This window comes from Streptomyces sp. A2-16, assembly GCF_018128905.1.
Classification (GTDB): Bacteria; Actinomycetota; Actinomycetes; order Streptomycetales; family Streptomycetaceae; genus Streptomyces.
This window is the reverse complement of sequence record NZ_CP063808.1, coordinates 5363932-5380232: the sequence shown is the minus strand read 5'-3', so window position 1 is coordinate 5380232 and position 16301 is coordinate 5363932. Positions and strand designations below refer to the sequence as shown.

General features: G+C 72.1%; 15 protein-coding genes. 9 read left to right on the top strand and 6 right to left on the bottom strand.

Annotation, left to right across the window (positions count from 1 at the left end):
• Positions 1-46: 46 nt before the first annotated feature.
• Entirely contained in the window at positions 47-502 is a 456-nt protein-coding gene (locus tag IOD14_RS24115) for a carboxymuconolactone decarboxylase family protein (RefSeq protein ID WP_212671495.1), read from the bottom strand.
• A 181-nt stretch (positions 503-683) separates the two neighbouring features.
• On the opposite strand from IOD14_RS24115, the gene IOD14_RS24110 reads away from it, so the two are divergent.
• Positions 684-3164: a tetratricopeptide repeat protein gene (locus tag IOD14_RS24110; RefSeq protein ID WP_249126048.1), complete on the top strand. Its 2481-nt coding sequence runs from the start codon at positions 684-686 to the stop codon at positions 3162-3164.
• A gap of 16 nt (positions 3165-3180) precedes the next feature.
• On the opposite strand, the gene IOD14_RS24105 is transcribed toward IOD14_RS24110, so the two are convergent.
• Both IOD14_RS24105 and IOD14_RS24100 read right to left on the bottom strand, forming a co-directional pair.
• Entirely contained in the window at positions 3181-3900 is a 720-nt protein-coding gene (locus tag IOD14_RS24105; protein WP_212671493.1) for a YafY family protein, read from the bottom strand.
• Positions 3897-4847: an alpha/beta hydrolase gene (locus IOD14_RS24100; RefSeq protein WP_249126297.1), complete on the bottom strand. Its 951-nt coding sequence runs from the start codon at positions 4845-4847 to the stop codon at positions 3897-3899. Before IOD14_RS24100 ends, IOD14_RS24105 begins: the two co-directional genes overlap by 4 nt.
• A gap of 243 nt (positions 4848-5090) precedes the next feature.
• Between IOD14_RS24100 and IOD14_RS24095 the strand changes: the two genes are divergently transcribed.
• Both IOD14_RS24095 and IOD14_RS24090 read left to right on the top strand, forming a co-directional pair.
• Positions 5091-6110 carry an aldo/keto reductase gene (locus tag IOD14_RS24095; RefSeq protein ID WP_212671491.1) on the top strand — a complete coding sequence of 340 codons (1020 nt, stop codon included), beginning with the start codon at positions 5091-5093 and terminating at the stop codon, positions 6108-6110.
• A 55-nt stretch (positions 6111-6165) separates the two neighbouring features.
• Entirely contained in the window at positions 6166-7083 is a 918-nt protein-coding gene (locus tag IOD14_RS24090; protein ID WP_212671490.1) for an LLM class flavin-dependent oxidoreductase, read from the top strand.
• On the opposite strand, the gene IOD14_RS24085 is transcribed toward IOD14_RS24090, so the two are convergent.
• Both IOD14_RS24085 and IOD14_RS24080 read right to left on the bottom strand, forming a co-directional pair.
• Positions 7046-7954, bottom strand: a complete 909-nt coding sequence (locus tag IOD14_RS24085; RefSeq protein WP_212671489.1) for a glycoside hydrolase family 16 protein — start codon at positions 7952-7954, stop codon at positions 7046-7048. The genes IOD14_RS24090 and IOD14_RS24085 overlap by 38 nt on opposite strands.
• 399 nt (positions 7955-8353) lie before the next feature.
• Positions 8354-8671, bottom strand: coding sequence for a hypothetical protein (locus IOD14_RS24080; RefSeq protein WP_123986891.1), 318 nt, complete (start codon positions 8669-8671; stop codon positions 8354-8356).
• Positions 8672-9041: 370 nt separating this feature from the next.
• Between IOD14_RS24080 and IOD14_RS24075 the strand changes: the two genes are divergently transcribed.
• The 3 genes from IOD14_RS24075 to IOD14_RS24065 all read left to right on the top strand — a co-directional run bounded on the left by IOD14_RS24075 (position 9042) and on the right by IOD14_RS24065 (position 12361).
• Positions 9042-10265: a fused response regulator/phosphatase gene (locus IOD14_RS24075; RefSeq protein WP_123986890.1), complete on the top strand. Its 1224-nt coding sequence runs from the start codon at positions 9042-9044 to the stop codon at positions 10263-10265.
• Positions 10266-10373: 108 nt separating this feature from the next.
• Positions 10374-11918, top strand: coding sequence for a sensor histidine kinase (locus tag IOD14_RS24070; RefSeq protein ID WP_249126296.1), 1545 nt, complete (start codon positions 10374-10376; stop codon positions 11916-11918).
• Positions 11915-12361 (top strand): response regulator, encoded by a 447-nt coding sequence (locus tag IOD14_RS24065; protein WP_123986888.1) that lies wholly within the window; start codon positions 11915-11917, stop codon positions 12359-12361. Before IOD14_RS24070 ends, IOD14_RS24065 begins: the two co-directional genes overlap by 4 nt.
• Before the next feature lie 209 nt (positions 12362-12570).
• Here IOD14_RS24065 and IOD14_RS24060 read toward each other — a convergent pair whose 3' ends face one another.
• The gene (locus IOD14_RS24060; RefSeq protein ID WP_212671488.1) at positions 12571-13428 is read right to left on the bottom strand and encodes a TioE family transcriptional regulator; all 858 of its coding nucleotides are present in this window, start codon (positions 13426-13428) and stop codon (positions 12571-12573) included.
• Positions 13429-13486: 58 nt separating this feature from the next.
• Between IOD14_RS24060 and IOD14_RS24055 the strand changes: the two genes are divergently transcribed.
• From IOD14_RS24055 to IOD14_RS24045, 3 genes are all read left to right on the top strand, one after another.
• Positions 13487-14689, top strand: coding sequence for an erythromycin esterase family protein (locus IOD14_RS24055; protein WP_212671487.1), 1203 nt, complete (start codon positions 13487-13489; stop codon positions 14687-14689).
• Between the two features lie 197 nt (positions 14690-14886).
• On the top strand, positions 14887-15705 hold the full coding sequence (locus IOD14_RS24050; protein WP_123992458.1) for a chitosanase: 819 nt from the start codon (positions 14887-14889) through the stop codon (positions 15703-15705).
• A gap of 143 nt (positions 15706-15848) precedes the next feature.
• Complete coding sequence (locus IOD14_RS24045) at positions 15849-16277, top strand: hypothetical protein (RefSeq protein WP_174269038.1); 429 nt, start codon at positions 15849-15851, stop codon at positions 16275-16277.
• Positions 16278-16301: the final 24 nt, after the last annotated feature.

Here is a 16301-nt window from a genome sequence, read left to right as displayed (position 1 = left end):
TCTGCGGGTGGTCGGGGACATCTTCACGTCAGAACTGCCGTACCGCTCATCCCCACGCGCCGGCGATCTGCCGGGTCGTGGCGTTGAGCCGGTTGAACAGGTTCGTCACACCGATCATCAGGACGATCGCGGCGAGCTGCTTCTCGTCGAAGTACGTGGCTGCCGTGTCCCAGACCTCGTCGCTCACCGCGTCGGGGCGGTCGGCGAGTCGGGTCGCCGCCTCGGCCAGTGCGAGCGCCGCCCGCTCCTCCTCGGTGAAGTAGGGAGCCTCCCGCCATGCGGCGACCGTGGCCAGCCGCTCGTCGCTGACGCCTGCCTTGCGGGCCGTCCTGGCGCCGCCGTCGACACAGGCACTGCAGCCGTTGATCTGACTGACCCGCAGATGCACCAGCTCCAGCGTCTGCCCGTCCACCCCACCGGAGTGCACGGCCTTGAAGAGCTGCTGGACGGGCTGCATCGCGTCGGACAGGACGACGGCGGGGTTCTGCATACGGGACTGCATCCGGAATCTCTCCTCTGTCGGGCTGTGCCCCGTTCCTGCGGGGTGTGGTTCCATCTCAGCCGAGAGGGCTTGTCAGGACGACGGTCGTGGGACACCGTGGGACAGCCGAAACGGCCGTGAGCAGGCACGATCCGGCCCGGACGAATACCGCCGGGGCGGGACAGGGGGGCGGGGGACAGTGGTGGAGCACGACAGCGCAGGGGGCGGCGACCCGCAGGAGCAGCTGGCCGCGCGGCTACGGCTGCTCCAGGAGCTGTCGAAGCGAGGGGTACGGGCCCTCGCCCGGGACGCCGGTCTCAGCTCGTCGTCCCTGTCCCGGTACCTCAGCGGGCAGACGGTGCCGCCCTGGCCCGCGGTGATCGCCCTGTGTCGCCTCGTGCAGCGCGACCCCCGCCCGCTGCGCCCGCTGTGGGAGCGGGCGTCCAGCCCTCTGCCGGCACCCCCGAGGACGACCCGCCAGGTCCATCCCCCGTCGCCGCCCGCCGGCGCCCCGCGCCCGCCCCGCAACGACCTCCCGCGCGACCTGCCCGACTTCACCGGGCGCGAGGCCCAGCTCACGGCCCTGCTCGACGGGGTGGCCGACAGCCGTGTGATCGCCGTCGACGGCATGGCGGGCGTAGGCAAGACCTGCCTGGCCGTCCACGCGGCGCACCGGCTCGCCGCCGACTACCCGGACGCCCAGCTCTACCTGGACCTGCACGGCTTCACCGAGGGACGCAGGCCGCTCGATCCCGACCGCGCCCTGCGCACCCTGCTCGCCGCCCTCGACGTGCCCTCCGAGAAGGTCCCGCAGGACGGCGGTGTCGAGGAACTGGCCGCCTGCTGGCGCTCCGAGCTGGCTCACCGGCGGGCCGTCGTGGTCCTGGACAACGCCGCCGACGCCGACCAGGTCCGACCGCTGCTGCCCGGCGCCGGACCCTCCGTCGCCCTCGTCACCAGCCGCAACCGGCTGCTCGGCCTGGACGAGGTCCCGCCGGTCTCGCTGGACGTGCTGACCGAGCAGGAGAGCGCCGAGCTGCTGGCCCGCGCCAGCGGCGAGACCGACAGGCGCGAGGGGCGCCTGGCCCGTGACCCCGAGTCCACCGCCGAGGTGCTGCGCCTGTGCGGACGGCTGCCGCTGGCCCTGCGGCTGGCCGCGGCCCGGCTGCGGCACCGGCCGGGCTGGACCGTGGGCATCCTCGTCGAGCGGATGGCGGAGGGGGCGAGCGAGTTCGACACCGCGTTCGCCATGTCCGTACGGCAGTTGGACCGCCCCAAGGCCAGGCTGTTCCGCCTGCTGGGCCTGCTGCCCGGGTCGTCGTTCGACGAGCACGTGGCGGCCGCCCTGGCGGAGGTGCCGCTGCGCAGCGCCCGCGCGATGCTGGAGGACCTGCTGGACGCGCACCTGGTGCAGCAGCCGGCGGCGGGCCGCTACCGCCTCCACGACCTGGTCCACCAGCACGCCCGCCGCGCCACCACCGAACAGGACGCGCCGGCGGAACGGGACCGGGCCCTGACCCGGGTGCTCGACTACTACGTGCACGCGGCGGCCGCCGCCGACGCGGCGATGCCGTTCCTGTCGCTGAGCCGCGAAGCGTCCGTGGACCGCCCACCGGCCGAACTGCCGCACTTCACCGACAAGTTGACGGCCCTGATCTGGTTCGGCACCGAGTACCTCAACCTGCTGGCCGCCTTCGAGGCGGCCGAGGACGCGGGGGCCGACCGGCACCTGTGCGAACTGCCGCGCTTCATGCGGGCGTACTTCGCCCGCCGCTGCGGCACCACGATGCTCAACGGCCTCTTCGAACGGTCCCTGGCCGCCGCCCGGCGCCTGGGCGATCCCCTGCAACTGGCCGAGGCCCACAGTGACTTGGGCTTCGCCCGCTACAACGCGGGCCGGATGGCCGAGGCCGGTGCCGCCTACGAGGCGGCTGCCCCGCTGGTGCTGCAGGCGGGGGACATCCGCGCCGAGGCCGAACTGACCATGCGGCGCGGCTACTTGCGATGGGACGAGGGATACGTCGAGGAACCGCTGGGCCTGTTCAGGCTGGCGGGAAAGCTGTACGCGGACGCCGACTGCCCCATGGGCACGGCCCACGCGACGGCGTACGAGGCCTGGGCGCTGCTGCAACTGGGCGACCGTGACGAAGCGGCCCGGCTCGCCCGTACGGCGCTGGAGATCCCGCACGCCGAGGGAGCGTGGCCGCACACGCTGACGGCCCTGATCACCCTCGGTGTCGCCATCGCCGACGAGGACCCCGACGCGTCCGCCGATCACCTCCACCGGGCGCTGGCACTGGCCCGCGAGGACGGTCACCAGCACAACGAGGCCTGGTGCCTGAACTGCCTCGGCGTCGCCCTGCGCCGGATGGGCCGCCACGAGGAGGCCCTGGCGAGCCACGAACGGGCGTTCGCGCTGCTGGACGAGTTGTTCGAGGACCACTGGAAGATCCACTTCCTGAGCGCCTACGGGGAGACCTGCCGCCTCGCGGGCCTGCCGGACCAGGCCCTGCGGCTCCACCGCCAGGCGCTGGAACTGGCCCCGAGGCTCGGCTACCGGCACGCGGAGGCCCAGGCCCACGAGGGCATCGCGGCTGTCCTCGACGAGACGGACCCCGTGGCGGCGGCGGAGCACCGGGCGGCGGGGCGGGGCGTGCTGCCGGAGGCCGGACCAGAGGCCTGAGACCGCCCCGCGGCTTTCAGGGCGGAGGCGCGAGCGGGGCCAGCGCGGTGGGCCGCACGGCGTCCGCGGCCACCGAGCCCCGCAGCAGCGCGGACAGATCGTGCGACCCGGCCGGCTCGGCGGTGGGCGTCGCCCCCGTGATCCGATCCAGCCGGAAGCCCCTGCCGGCTCCTCGGGTGCGGCACCAGGCGATGAGGTACCAGCGGCCGTCGGCGGTGAGCAGCCCGGCCGGCTCCACCGCGCGGTCGCTGCGGCGGCCCGCCGCGTCGACGTAGGTCAGCCGGAGCACCGTGCCGGCGGTGAGGGCCCGTTCCACCGCGGTACGGACGGCGCAGTCGGCGGGCGACGGCAGCGACACGATCCGCTGGGCCAGTTCCTGTGCCGCGGCCGAGGCGCGGCCGGTCATCGAGGCCGCGATCTTCAGGGCCGCCGAGCGGGCCGCGCCGGCGTAGGGGGTGGCGGCGTCGGCCGCGGCGAGGGCGACGGCCAGTGCCGAGGCCTCCTCGGCGGTGAAGCGGATCGGGGGCAGGGTCATGGCCGGGTCGACCGCCCAGCCACCGCCCCGACCGGCCGTGGCGCGTACCGGGACACCCGACTCCAGCAGCGCCTGGAGGTCGCGCTGCACGGTGCGCGGGCTCACCTCGAAGCGCGCGGCGAGCGCGCCGACCGTCAGCGGCCGCGGGGACGCCGCCCTCAACTCCTCCACCAGCGCATAGAGCCGTGCGGTGCGATTCACCTCGGTGACGTTACCGTCCCCGCCGTGCACAGGAAGTCCCGCTCGCGCAGCAGCTCCCGCTCGGTGACGCGCAGCGGGAACAGCGTGAAGCCGTGCATGGCCCCCGCCACGACACCCAGCTGTACCGGCGCGCCCGCCGCCTGCCACCGCCGAGCCAGGAACAACGAGTCGTCCAGCAGTGGATCCTCGGTGCCGACGACGATCCGCGCCGGCGGCAGACCCGCGAGGTCGGCGTACAGCGGCGACACCTCGGGATCGCGGCGCTGCTCGACCCCCATGCCCGGGGTGAACAGCTCGTACGTCCGCCGCAGTGTCTCGGTGTTGCTCAGCAGCCGTCTGGAGCCGAACGAGCGCTGACTCGGTGTCATCGACAGGTCGTAGGGGCCGAAGAGCAGGTGAGCGGCCCGGAAGGCCCCGGTGACACCGTGCCGGTCCCGAAGCCGCAGGAGTGTGACGACGCTGAGGTGGGCCCCGGCCGACTCGCCGCCGATCAGGAGCCGTTCGGTGCCGAACTCGGCCCTGGCGTGTCGTACCAGCCACCTGGCGGCCGACTCGCAGTCGTCGGGCCCGGCGGGGAAGGGGTGCTCCGGTGCGAGCCTGTAGTCCACGCTCACCACCGCCAGCCGGGTCCGCCGGGCGAGCAGCCACAGGCGTTCGTCCTGCCCGTCCGCGGAGCCGAACGCCCAGCCGCCCCCGTGGAAGTGCAGATACACGCCGTCGACCCGCTCCGGCACGAAGATCCGCACCCGCACCCCGCCGTCGACGACGCGGTCCCGGCCGTACGGCAGTCGCGTCGGCGGTGTGTCGCCACCGAGCCGGTTGCGGCGCAGGGCGGCCAGCAGGTCGGGGCCCGGCGTGTCCTCACGCGCCGGGCGGCGCGCGGCGGTTGCCTCGAAGTGTGTGTTGAAGGCCAGGGTCTCGGCCAGGCAGTCCTCATCGGTGATCATCACGCGCCCACGGTCGCACCCGTCCGCGACAACCCCCTGTCACGGTTTCCGGGTGAGCCGGGTCACACTTCCGGACTGCCCGTGATGGACGCGGGACCGGCGTGGGGCTGGCCTTGCGGAAACGGAACGTCGTTCCGTATCGTTTGCGGAACGAGGTTCCGTTTTTGGCTCTGCCGGAGCGGAACCCGGTCACCCGGCCATGCCTCGAGAGCACGGCCCCACCCGTCCATGGAGGAACCGCTCATGCAGTACCGCACGCTGGGCCGCACCGGTGTCCAGGTCAGCTCCCTCGCGCTCGGCGCGATGAACTTCGGCAGGATCGGCCGCACCACCCAGGACGAGGCCACCGCGATCGTCGACGCCGCTCTGGAGGCCGGCGTCAACGTGATCGACACCGCCGACATGTACGGCGACGGCGAGTCGGAGGAGATGGTCGGCAAGGCCATCGCCGGCCGCCGGGACGACATCGTGCTGGCCACCAAGGCCGGCATGCCCATCGGCGGCGAACGCAACCATCAGGGCAGTTCGCGCCGTTGGCTGGTGACCGAGCTGGAGGCCAGTCTGCGCCGCCTCGGCGTCGACCACGTCGACCTCTACCAGATCCACCGCTGGGACCCGAACACCGCCGACGACGAGACGCTGTCGGCCCTGACCGACCTGCAACGCGCCGGAAAGATCCGCTACTTCGGCTCCTCCACCTTCCCCGCCCACCGCATCGTCCAGGCGCAGTGGGCCGCCCGCGAGCACCGCCTGAGCCGCTACGTCACCGAACAGCCCAGCTACTCCGTCCTCCAGCGCGGCATCGAGGCCCATGTCCTGCCCGTCACGCAGGAGTACGGCCTCGGCGTACTGGTGTGGAGCCCGCTCGCCTCGGGCTGGCTCTCGGGCGCGATCCGCGCGGGCCGGGACATCACCACCCACCGCTCGGCGTTCCTGCCCGAGCGCTTCGACACCACCCTCCCCGCCAACCGGGCCAGGCTCGACGCCGTGGAGCGGCTGAGCACGGTCGCCGAGGACGCGGGCCTCACCCTGATCCAGCTCGCGCTCGGTTTCGTGACCGCGCATCCCGGCGTGACCAGTGCCCTCATGGGTCCCCGCACCGTCGACCACCTGCGCGCACAGCTCGCCGCCGCGGACACCGTCCTGAGCGCCGACGTGCTCGACGCGATCGACGAGATCGTCGCCCCCGGCACCGACCTGGCCGCACACGAGAAGTTCGACACCCCGCCCGCGCTCCTCGACCCGTCACTGCGCCGCCGCTGACCGCCGTCGCCGCTGACCGTCAGGGGAGACCCCACACGAAAGGGACTCACCGTCCATGCCGCAGCACGCCCCGCCCAGTTTCGGGATCATGACCGCGCCCATGCAGGTCGACTACCACGACATCCTGCGGGTCTGGCACGAGGCGGACACCGTCCCCGCCATCGAGCACGCCTGGCTCTTCGACCACCTCATGCCCATCGGCGGCGATCCCGACGGACCCGCTCACGAAGGCTGGACCCTCCTTGCGGCGCTGGCCGCCCGGACCCGTCGCCTGCGACTCGGCGTCATGGTGACCAGCAACCGCTTCCGGCCGCCCGCCGTGCTGGCCAAGATCGCCACGACCGTCGACATCGTTTCCGGCGGCCGTCTCGACTTCGGCATCGGCGTCGGCTCCCGCCCCGACCACCCCCTGGCCAGACGCGAGTACGAGGCCCACGGCCTGCCCTTCCACGACCCGGCGCACGCGGTGGGCAGCCTCGCCGAGGCCTGCACGCTGATCAAGCGCCTGTGGACCGAGGAGAAGCCCTTCGACCACCACGGCACCCACCACCACCTCACCGGCGCCTTCGGCAACCCCAAGCCGGTCCAGCGACCCCACCCGCCGATCCTCATCGGCGGCCGTTCGTCGGCGACCCTGCGCATAGCCGCCGAACACGCCGACCTGTGGAACATCCACGGCGGCGACATCGACGACGTCACCCGTCGCAGCGCCCTGCTGGACCGCTACTGCGCGGAGATCGGCCGCGACCCGGCCGAGATCACCCGCTCGATCCACCTGCCGGTCTCCTACGACCGCCCGGGCCACACCCGCGACGCGATCGGCGAGGCGCTCGACGCGGGCTTCACCCACGTGGTCCTCGGCCTGCCGTCGCCCTACCCCGCCCATGTCGTCCAGTGGGTCGCCGACGAACTCGTCGCCCCCTCGGCCCGACCGGTCACTTCCAGTCGTACGCGTACGCCGCCACCCAGGTGATGTCGAGCTGTGCGCTGCTTCCCGGTGCCGCTCCCGGGCCTTCCAGAGCGCTCTCGTTCTGGAGCACCCAGGACAGCGGGCGGTTCGGCACGGCACGGGTGTCATGGCCCGTCTGCCGGCCGTCGACGAAGAACCGGACATGGCCCGGGGTCCACTCGGTGGACACCGTGTGCCACTGCGTCCAGTCGTCGCTCCCCGGGAAATAGCCCTGCTCACCGCCGCCGCAGGGATGGTGGAAGGAGCTGAGGGAGCCGGTCCACTCCCCTTCGGGGTGGTCCATCTCGCAGCCGCCGCCGTAGTGCAGCCACGCGGACTTGTAGCCGGGAGCCAGTTTCGTGACCTTGATGCGGGCGCTGTACTTGCCGTACTTCATCTCCATCACCGCACGCGGCACCACCGCCGCGGCGTGCACCGGGCCACCGTCGGCGGGCCGCCACATACGGATCGACATCCGCCCGTCGCCGTTGGCCGCGGGACCGACGCTCACGGTGTCCTCCGGGTGGTAGACACCCACCACGTCCCGTCCCCGGTCGGCGGCGGTGTCGGGCCAACCCGTGGGATACGCCCACCAGTTGTCGCGGTACTTCCCCTTCAGGCCCCCGCAGTGCGCCGCGGAGGTGTCGACCTGGTGCTCGCAGTCACTGAACGAACCCAGCGGCACCCGGTCGCCGTTGAAGTCCTCCGCGAGGACCTGCCAGAAGGGGCCGCAGTCACCACGGGGCAGGTGTGCGGCGGTGGTCCGGCAGGCGTCGGCCGGGGCGGGTGCCCCGTCGGCCCGTGGGAGGCCCAGGAGACCGCCTCCCAGGAGCAGGAGGCTCGCGGCCGTCACCAGGACGCGCTTGTGGTGGTGCGGCGCTGCGTGTGAACCCATGCTGAGGCTCCTTCAGGCGGCCGACGCCGTCCGCCCCTGCCACGCGGGACATCGCGGAGACCGAAGACCGCGGGGGCGGACCGCACGTGCGCGAAGGAACATCCTCGCCCGCCCGGCTCCACGGCGCCATCCCCCGTACCGGCCACGAACCGGAGGCCTACGTCGCAGGCCGCTTCCGCAGCGACGGGGACGGGCCCGCTCCGGTTGCGACGGGCCCGCCTCGGCGACGACCGTGACGGCCCGCTTCGCAAGCAGCCTCAGCAGCGGCCGCGACGGGCTCTCCGGTTGCGACGGGCCCGCCTCGGCGATGACCGTGACGGCCCGCTCGGCAGGCCGCCTCCGCAGCGACGGGGACGGCCCGCTCCGCAGCGAACGCGACGGCCCGCTCCGCAGGCCGTCTCAGAACTCGCTGTCGATGCCGGTCACGACCGCGGCACCCAACGGGGCCTCCTCCTCCGCCAGGCCGCTGTCACGCAGAGCGCGGGAGACCAGCCGTACCGCCTCGGCCTCGGCCTGCGACCGGTCCGCGGCCTCGACCTCGACCCGCGCGGCGAACATGCCGTCCTCCTCCACGGTCAGCAGACTCAGCTCCTCGCTCTCCCCGAGATCGGTGTTCCTGGGGTCCTGAGGCCGCAGCCGTCGCCCGATGTCCGAGCGGACGCTGTTGGGCACTCCTCGCAGGAACGTGCCGGGGACGGTGATGACATAGGTGGTCACGGGGACTCCTTTCTGACGTCCTACCCGGTTCCCCGTGAGGCCGATCGGAACCGAAGGCGCAGGGAAGGCTCCGGATGAGGAGAGAAGGTGTGCCCCTGGCGACGGTTTCCTGGAATCTTCCCCGCATGGTCACGCCAGTCGCGGGTAAACGCGGCCAGAACACCGGAATCTCGGGATGGGCGGACGATGACGACGTCAGGGACGGCTGACACAGGTACGGCAGTGCCGGAGGCGCAGCACCCGGACGCGCCGTCCGTGACGGTGGGCGCCCGGTGAGGATCGGACCGTCGATCCGACCGTGCCCCCGTCGCTGTCCTGGGCGGCGTCCGACGTCGGACGACATGTATGGAGTGGGGAGGCCGGGTCGAGAGTGATCTCGGGGACTGAGGCTGCCGAGTTGGTGTCGAGGACGGCAGTCGGTGCCGAGACGGCGTGGGAGCACTGGGAACCGTCGGTTCTCCTCGTGGAGGACGACCCCGGCGACGCGGTGCTCGTGGAGGAACTGGTCGTCGACGGCGCCGTGAAGATGCGGCTGCGCTGGGTGCGGTCGATGGCCGAGGCCGCCGAGGTGCTCGCCACCGAGACACCGGACTGTGTCCTGCTCGACCTGCACCTGCCGGACGCCCACGGCCTCGAGGCGGTCTCCCTCGTCCAGAGCCTGGCCGAACAGGTGGCGATCGTGGTCCTCACCGGGCTCGCCGAGGAACAGACCGGCCTCGCCGCGGTCGCGGCCGGCGCACAGGACTACCTGGTCAAGGGCCGGGTGGAGCCCGAACTCTTCGGGCGGGCGGTGCGCTACGCGATCCAGCGCAAGCAGACCGAGCAGGCGGCGGTCGCCCTGCAGGCGGGCGCGCTCCAGGCTCAGGAGAACGCCCGCCTCGAGCGTGGGCTCCTGCCCCGCCCCCTCCTGCGCGCCGAGGGCGTCCAGGTCGTGGCCCGCTACCGGCCCGGACGCGCGCAGACCCTGCTGGGCGGCGACTTCTACGACATCGTCCAGAGCGCAGACGGCACCCTCCACGCCCTCATCGGGGACGTCTCCGGGCACGGCCCGGACGAAGCGGCCCTGGGCGTCGCCCTGCGGATCGCCTGGCGCACCCTCGTCCTCAGCGGCATCACCGGCGCACAGCAGATGGCCCGCCTCGAGGAACTGCTGATGGCCGAACGGGCCCGGGACGAGGTCTTCGCGACCCTCGTGACCCTGGCCGCCGTCCCGGGGGAGCAGCAGGCCCACGTCGTACGAGCCGGTCATCACGGCCTGCTCCGGCGCACCGGGACGGAGGTGGACTGGGTGGAGGTGCCCGGGGGACCGGCCCTGGGCATGGTCCCCGGCGGTGCGAGATGGCCGACCGCACAACTGCCGGTTCCGGCCGGAACGTCGGTGGTGCTCTTCACCGACGGGCTCTTCGAGGGGCACATAAGCCGTCGTGGCACCGAACGCCTCGGCGAGGAAGGACTGCTGGCCCTCGCCCGCGAGGGAGCCGCCCTGGAGCCTGAGGCCTTCGTGGACCGGCTCATCGAGAAGGCCGAGAGCCTCGCCGAGGCGCGGGGCGGTCTGGCCGACGACGTGGCCGTCGTCCATCTGAACTGGAACTGAGTGAGTGGGAACGTGGTGTCGGAGCACACGGTGAGACGAGGCACGGGCGGGGCCCGGAGCGGACGCCGACTGACGGTGCAGGGGTGGTTCTACCTGCTCCTGGCCGTCATGACCCTGCTGGTGGTGATCGGCAGTGCGGTCGGTGCCCATCTGCTCGGCCGGACGGCGGAGGCCAGCGACCGGCTGCTGCGCGGCATCCAGCCCGCCCAGACCGAGGCGTACCGGCTGCAGGCGGCGCTGGTCAACCAGGAGACGGGAATCCGCGGCTATGCGATCACCGCCGACCGGCAGTTCCTCGCCCCGTACACCCAGGGCAAACGGGACCAGGCCAACTCTGCGGCGCGGCTGCGCGAGTTGATCGGGGACCGCCCCGAACTGGCAGCCGACCTCAAGGCGATCGAGAGCCAGGCCGCCGACTGGCGCCGCTCCTACGCCGAGCCGCTGGCGGCCTCGGTCACCCCCGGACGTCCGAAGCCGCTGGACCAGCAGAAGGCCGATCAGGGCAAGAAGGAGTTCGACCGGCTGCGCACGCTGTGGGACAGGCAGACCACCGACCTGGCGAAGGCCGTGGAGCAGGGCCGCTCCCACCTCGCCCACGAGCGTGCGGTGCGCAACTCGGTCCTGGGCGGCATGCTGGCGGTCTTCCTGCTGGCCGGAATCGCCTGTGCGGTCCTGGTCCGGATCCTGGTGACCCGGCCACTGGAGGCGCTGCGCACGGCGTCGATGCGGGTGTCGGGAGGTGACTTCGACTACGTCATCACCGGCGGCGGTCCGGCCGATCTGACCGCGGTGGCCAACGCCGTGGAGGGCATGCGCTGGCACATCGTGGCCGAACTCGAAGCCTCCCGCGACCATCAGCGCGAACTGAGTCGGCAGGCCGCCGACCTGGACGAACAGGCCGTGGAACTGCGCCGCTCCAACGCCGAACTGGAGCAGTTCGCCTATGTCGCCTCCCACGATCTGCAGGAGCCGCTGCGCAAGATCGCCTCCTTCTGCCAGCTGTTGGAGAAGCGGTACGGCGACAAGCTCGACGACCGCGGCCGGCAGTACATCGACTTCGCGGTCGACGGGGCCCGGCGCATGCAGGTCCTCATCAACGACCTGCTGACCTTCTCCCGGGTCGGGCGCGTCAACGACGCCCGGGTGCCGGTCGGTCTCGACCAGGCGCTGGACAAGGCCCTGGCCAACCTCGGAACGGCCGTCGAGGAGTCGGACGCCCGCGTCGACCGCCCGGAACACCTGCCCGAGGTCGTCGGGGACCCCACTCTGCTGGCCATGCTCTGGCAGAACCTGGTCGGCAACGCCCTCAAGTTCCGCCACCCCGACCGGACTCCGCACGTGTCCATCACCTGTGGAACGGACCCCGCCGAGCCCGGCAGTCTGTTGATCTGCGTCACGGACAACGGCATCGGCATTCCCGAGCAGTTCAAGGAGAAGGTGTTCATCATCTTCCAGCGGCTGCACGGCCGGGACGCCTACGGTGGTACGGGTATCGGTCTGGCACTGTGCAAGAAGATCGTGGAGCAACACGGTGGCAGGATCTGGATCGACACCGCTCATACGGACGGCACGCGCTTCTGCTTCACCCTTCCGTCCATCGCCGAGAGCCCGGAGGCGTCCGGTATCGGCACCGAGGAGAAGGTTCTGACATGACCACCCCAGCCGCCAGCCCGATCGACGTGCTCCTCGTCGAGGACGACCCCGGCGACGAGCTGATGACCCGTGAGGCGTTCGAGGACAACAAGATCGGCAACACGCTCCATGTGGTCCGGGACGGCGAGGAGGCCCTGGACTTCCTCTACCGGCGCGGCGACCACACGGACGCGCCGGAGCCGGACCTCATCCTGCTCGACCTCAACCTGCCCAAGTACGACGGTCGTCAGGTCCTGGAGAAGATCAAGTCAGATCCGGAGCTGTCCCACATCCCCGTGGTCGTCCTCACCACCTCCGCGGCCGAGGAGGACATCCTGCGCAGTTACAAGCTCCACGCCAACGCGTATGTCACCAAGCCGGTCGACCTGGACCAGTTCATCGCCGCGGTCCGTCAGATCGACGACTTCTTCGTCCAGGTCGTGCGTCTGCCACGCCACTTCTGAAGTCGCCGCGCGACCGGCATGCCGGGGCCCGGCCGATGGCCCCGGCTGTCGACGCCCACCGGGCCGTTCGGGCGTCGGCCCCAGGAGGTCGCGACGGCTCGGCCACGGCGTGCCCGTCACCTCGCGCCCCGGGCGGGGGAGGAAGAGCAGCGCCGGCGGTTGTGGGAAGGCGCAACTTGCCGACAAGGGCACCCGGCCTCGGACCGCGCCTACACCGGCGCGGGTGAACCGGAAGGGGAGCCGTGCGCCTCGGGCCAGGCCGGGGAGCCGTCCTGCCCCTCGGGCCGGCGGCCCTGGTCTCGACCGAGCTCGCGGAGGTACGCGTCCAGCTCCGCGGCCCCGGCCAGCATCGCCCGGCCGCGGGCGGCGAGTCGGCCGTGCCAGTCGCGCAGCGCGTCCGCCAGTGGCTCCAGCCCGCCGGCCTGCCGTACCCGGGCGATCAGCGGGGCGATCTGCTCCAGCGGATAGCCGCCCCGCCTGAGCTGACGGGTCAGCCGGGCGTCCCGTACGTCGGCCTCGTCGTAGACGCGATATCCGGTCACCGCGTCGCGGCGCGGGCACACCAGCCCCGCGGCCTCCCATTTGCGCAGCGTCGCGGGACGGATCCCGAGCTCGCCCGCCAGCGGCCCGATGAACCTGCCCCCGGACCCGGACCCGGACCCGGACCCGGACCCGGTCACGGACCCGGTCACGGACCCGGACCTCGACGCCGTGGCCGGCTCCAGGTCACGCAGAGCCCGCTCGACGGTCTGGAGCGTCCGCCGGTCGTCGAGGAGCTGGACATGGCTCTCGTCGATGAGACGGAACGCCTCCTCGACGGCCCCCTCGTTCACCGCCCGCATGATCGACGACGCCGTCCGGTGGCCGTGGCCGGGCACCAGGGCGAGGAAGGCGCGCAGAGCGCCCGCGTGCAGCGGGGTGTAGGTGCGGTAGCCGTGAGGCGTGCGCCCGGCGGCCGGAAGGATGCCGGCCTCCTCGTAATTGCGCACCGCCTGGGTCGACAGCCCGTGCCCGCGCGCCAGGTCGACCGGCCTGAGACGCCCCGTGCTTTGAAGCTTTTCGCCCACGTCAGCGCCCTTCTCGCGGAAAAGTTTCAACCGAAGGTTCAACGATAGCGTTGAAGGCATGGCGACTGACATCAAGGAAACCGCCCATGCCGTCGACGCCGCCGCGGTCATGGGGCTGCTGCCGACCCGGCCCCGGCTGCTCGCCCTGGGCGAGCCCACCCACGGCGAGGACACTCTCCTCGAACTGCGCAACGACCTCTTCCGCCGACTCGTCGAGGAAGAGGGTTACCGGACGATCGCGATCGAGAGCGACTGCGTGCGGGGGCTGCTGGTGGACGCCTACGTCACCTCGGGCACCGGCACCCTCGACGAGGTGATGGAGCACGGTTTCAGCCACGGCTGGGGCGCCTTCGCGGGCAACCGCGAACTCGTGCGCTGGATGCGCGCCCACAACGACGGTCGGCCCGCGCATGAGCGGCTCCGCTTCGCCGGCTTCGACGGGCCGCTGGAGATCACCGGCGCCGCGAGCCCGCGGGAGGCCCTCACCGCACTCCACGACCACCTCGCGGCCCGGGTCGACGCGCACCTGCTCCCGTGCACCACGGAGACGCTCGACCACCTGCTCGGCGCCGACGACCGGTGGACCGATCCCACCGCGATGACCGACCCGGCACGGTCGGTGGGGCGGTCGGCCGAGGCGGACCGGCTGCGGCTGCTCACCGACGATCTGGTGGCACTGCTCGAGATCCGGACACCCCACTTGATCGAGGCGAGTTCGCGGGAGTACTGGGAACGGGCCTGTCTGTACGGGCGGACCGCGAACGGCCTGCTGCGCTACCACCACGCGATGGCGGACCCCTCGCCGGCCCGCATGACGCGCCTGGTCGCGCTGCGGGATTCGATGATGGCCCACAACCTCCTCGCCGTCGCCGCCCGCGGCCCGGCACTCGTCCACGCCCACAACTCCCATCTCCAGCGGGAGAAGAGCGCGATGCCGACGTGGGAGGGGCCGGTGGAGTGGTGGAGCGCCGGCGCGCTGGTGAGCGCACGGCTCGGCGCCGAGTACGCCTTCGTGCCCACGGCCCTCGGCACGCTCCGCCACCGGGGAGTGGACACACCGCCGCAGGACACCCTCGAGGGACTCCTGTACGCCCTTCCGGAGGACCCCTGCCTGATCGACGCCCGGCGTCTGGCCGCCGCACTGGGCGACACACCGCCCGCGCCCCGTGTGTCCCCGTGGTTCGGCTACGCCCCGTTCGACCCTGCCCACTTGGCGGACAGCGACGGCCTCGTGTTCGTCAAGGACGTCCCGCGGGGTTAGCCCTGCCGACGGTCGGCCGCTGCGAGCAGCCGGTCGAACTCCCGTCGCACTGAACGTTATTCGTTCGAACCTACGAAGTTTCAGCGTAGTGGGTTACTGATCTCGCCCGGCACTGGTAGGAAACATTCCTAACAATCAGGTCTGGACCAACTCTCCACCCCCCACCTCCACTTGGAGTCTCCGTGGAACCTGACACAGTGCCCCCGGCCGCCCACACGTCCCGCCGCACCCTCCTGGCTTTCCTGGGAGCGGCGACCTGCGTCGGCATCCTCAGTCCCCAGAGCGCCGTGGCGGCCGCCACGGCCGCTCCGGGTCTGGACGACCCGGCGAAGAAGGAGATCGCCATGAAGCTGGTGTCGAGCGCGGAGAACTCCTCGCTCGACTGGAAGGCGCAGTACAAGTACATCGAGGACATAGGCGACGGCCGCGGCTACACCGCCGGCATCATCGGCTTCTGCTCCGGCACCGGCGACATGCTCGACCTCGTCGAGCTGTACGCCGACCGCAAGCCCGGCAACGTCCTCGCCGGGTATCTGCCGGCCCTGCGCCGCGTCGACGGCACCGACTCCCACAGCGGCCTGGACCCGAACTTCCCCGACGACTGGCGCAAGGCCGCCCGGGACTCGGTGTTCCAGCAGGCGCAGAACGACGAACGCGACCGCGTCTACTTCAACCCCGCCGTCAGGCAGGGCAAGACGGACGGGCTGCGTGCGCTCGGCCAGTTCGCCTACTACGACGCCATCGTCATGCACGGCGACGGCGGCGACGCGACCAGCTTCAGCAGCATCCGCCGCCGGGCCCTGCGCTCGGCCAAACCCCCGGCCCAGGGCGGCAACGAGACGACGTATCTGGACGCCTTCCTCGACGCCCGGGTGTGGGCGATGAAGCAGGAGGAGGCGCACAGCGACACCAGCCGGGTCGACACCGCCCAACGCGTCTTCCTGCGCCGGGGCAACCTCGACCTGAACCCGCCGCTGGACTGGAAGGTCTACGGCGACAGTTACCACATCGGCTGACAGGGGAGGGGTGACGGCCCGGTGCGACATGCACCGGGCCGTCACCGTTCCGCGCCAGGGTGCGCCGCGCCGACGACGCCATGCAGTGAAAAGGCTCTCGCCGGAGCGTGTTTGCCGTCGAAGTCAGCGGTAACGCGGTGTCCATGAGTGAATCGAACGAGCAGACGAACCAAGATTCCGCGACCGCCCAGGCTTCGGCGGCGAAGGCCCGGCGTGCCACCGCCAATGCCACGGCCCCGGCGAGCAAGGCGGCGAACAAGGCCGCCGCGAAGGCGGATGACGCCGCGTCAGCGGGCAAGGAGAAGGCGGAACGGACGGCCGGTGCCGCGAGCGGGGCCGCGCAGACCGCGGCCAAGAGTGTCGAGGCCGGCCGCCAGACCGTCATCGCCGCCTCGGGGCAGGCCGCCGCCGTCGCCAAGACCGCCTGGACGGTGATCGCCCAGCGCAAGCTCATCGCCGCGGGCGTGGGGGCGGGACTGACCGCGCTCACCGCCACGTCGTACGCGGCAGGCCGGCGCTCCGGACGGCACACGCACGGTCCGATCACCCGCCTGACCGGCGGGCGGATCTGACGGGGCAGGGGCGGGCCCGGAGGC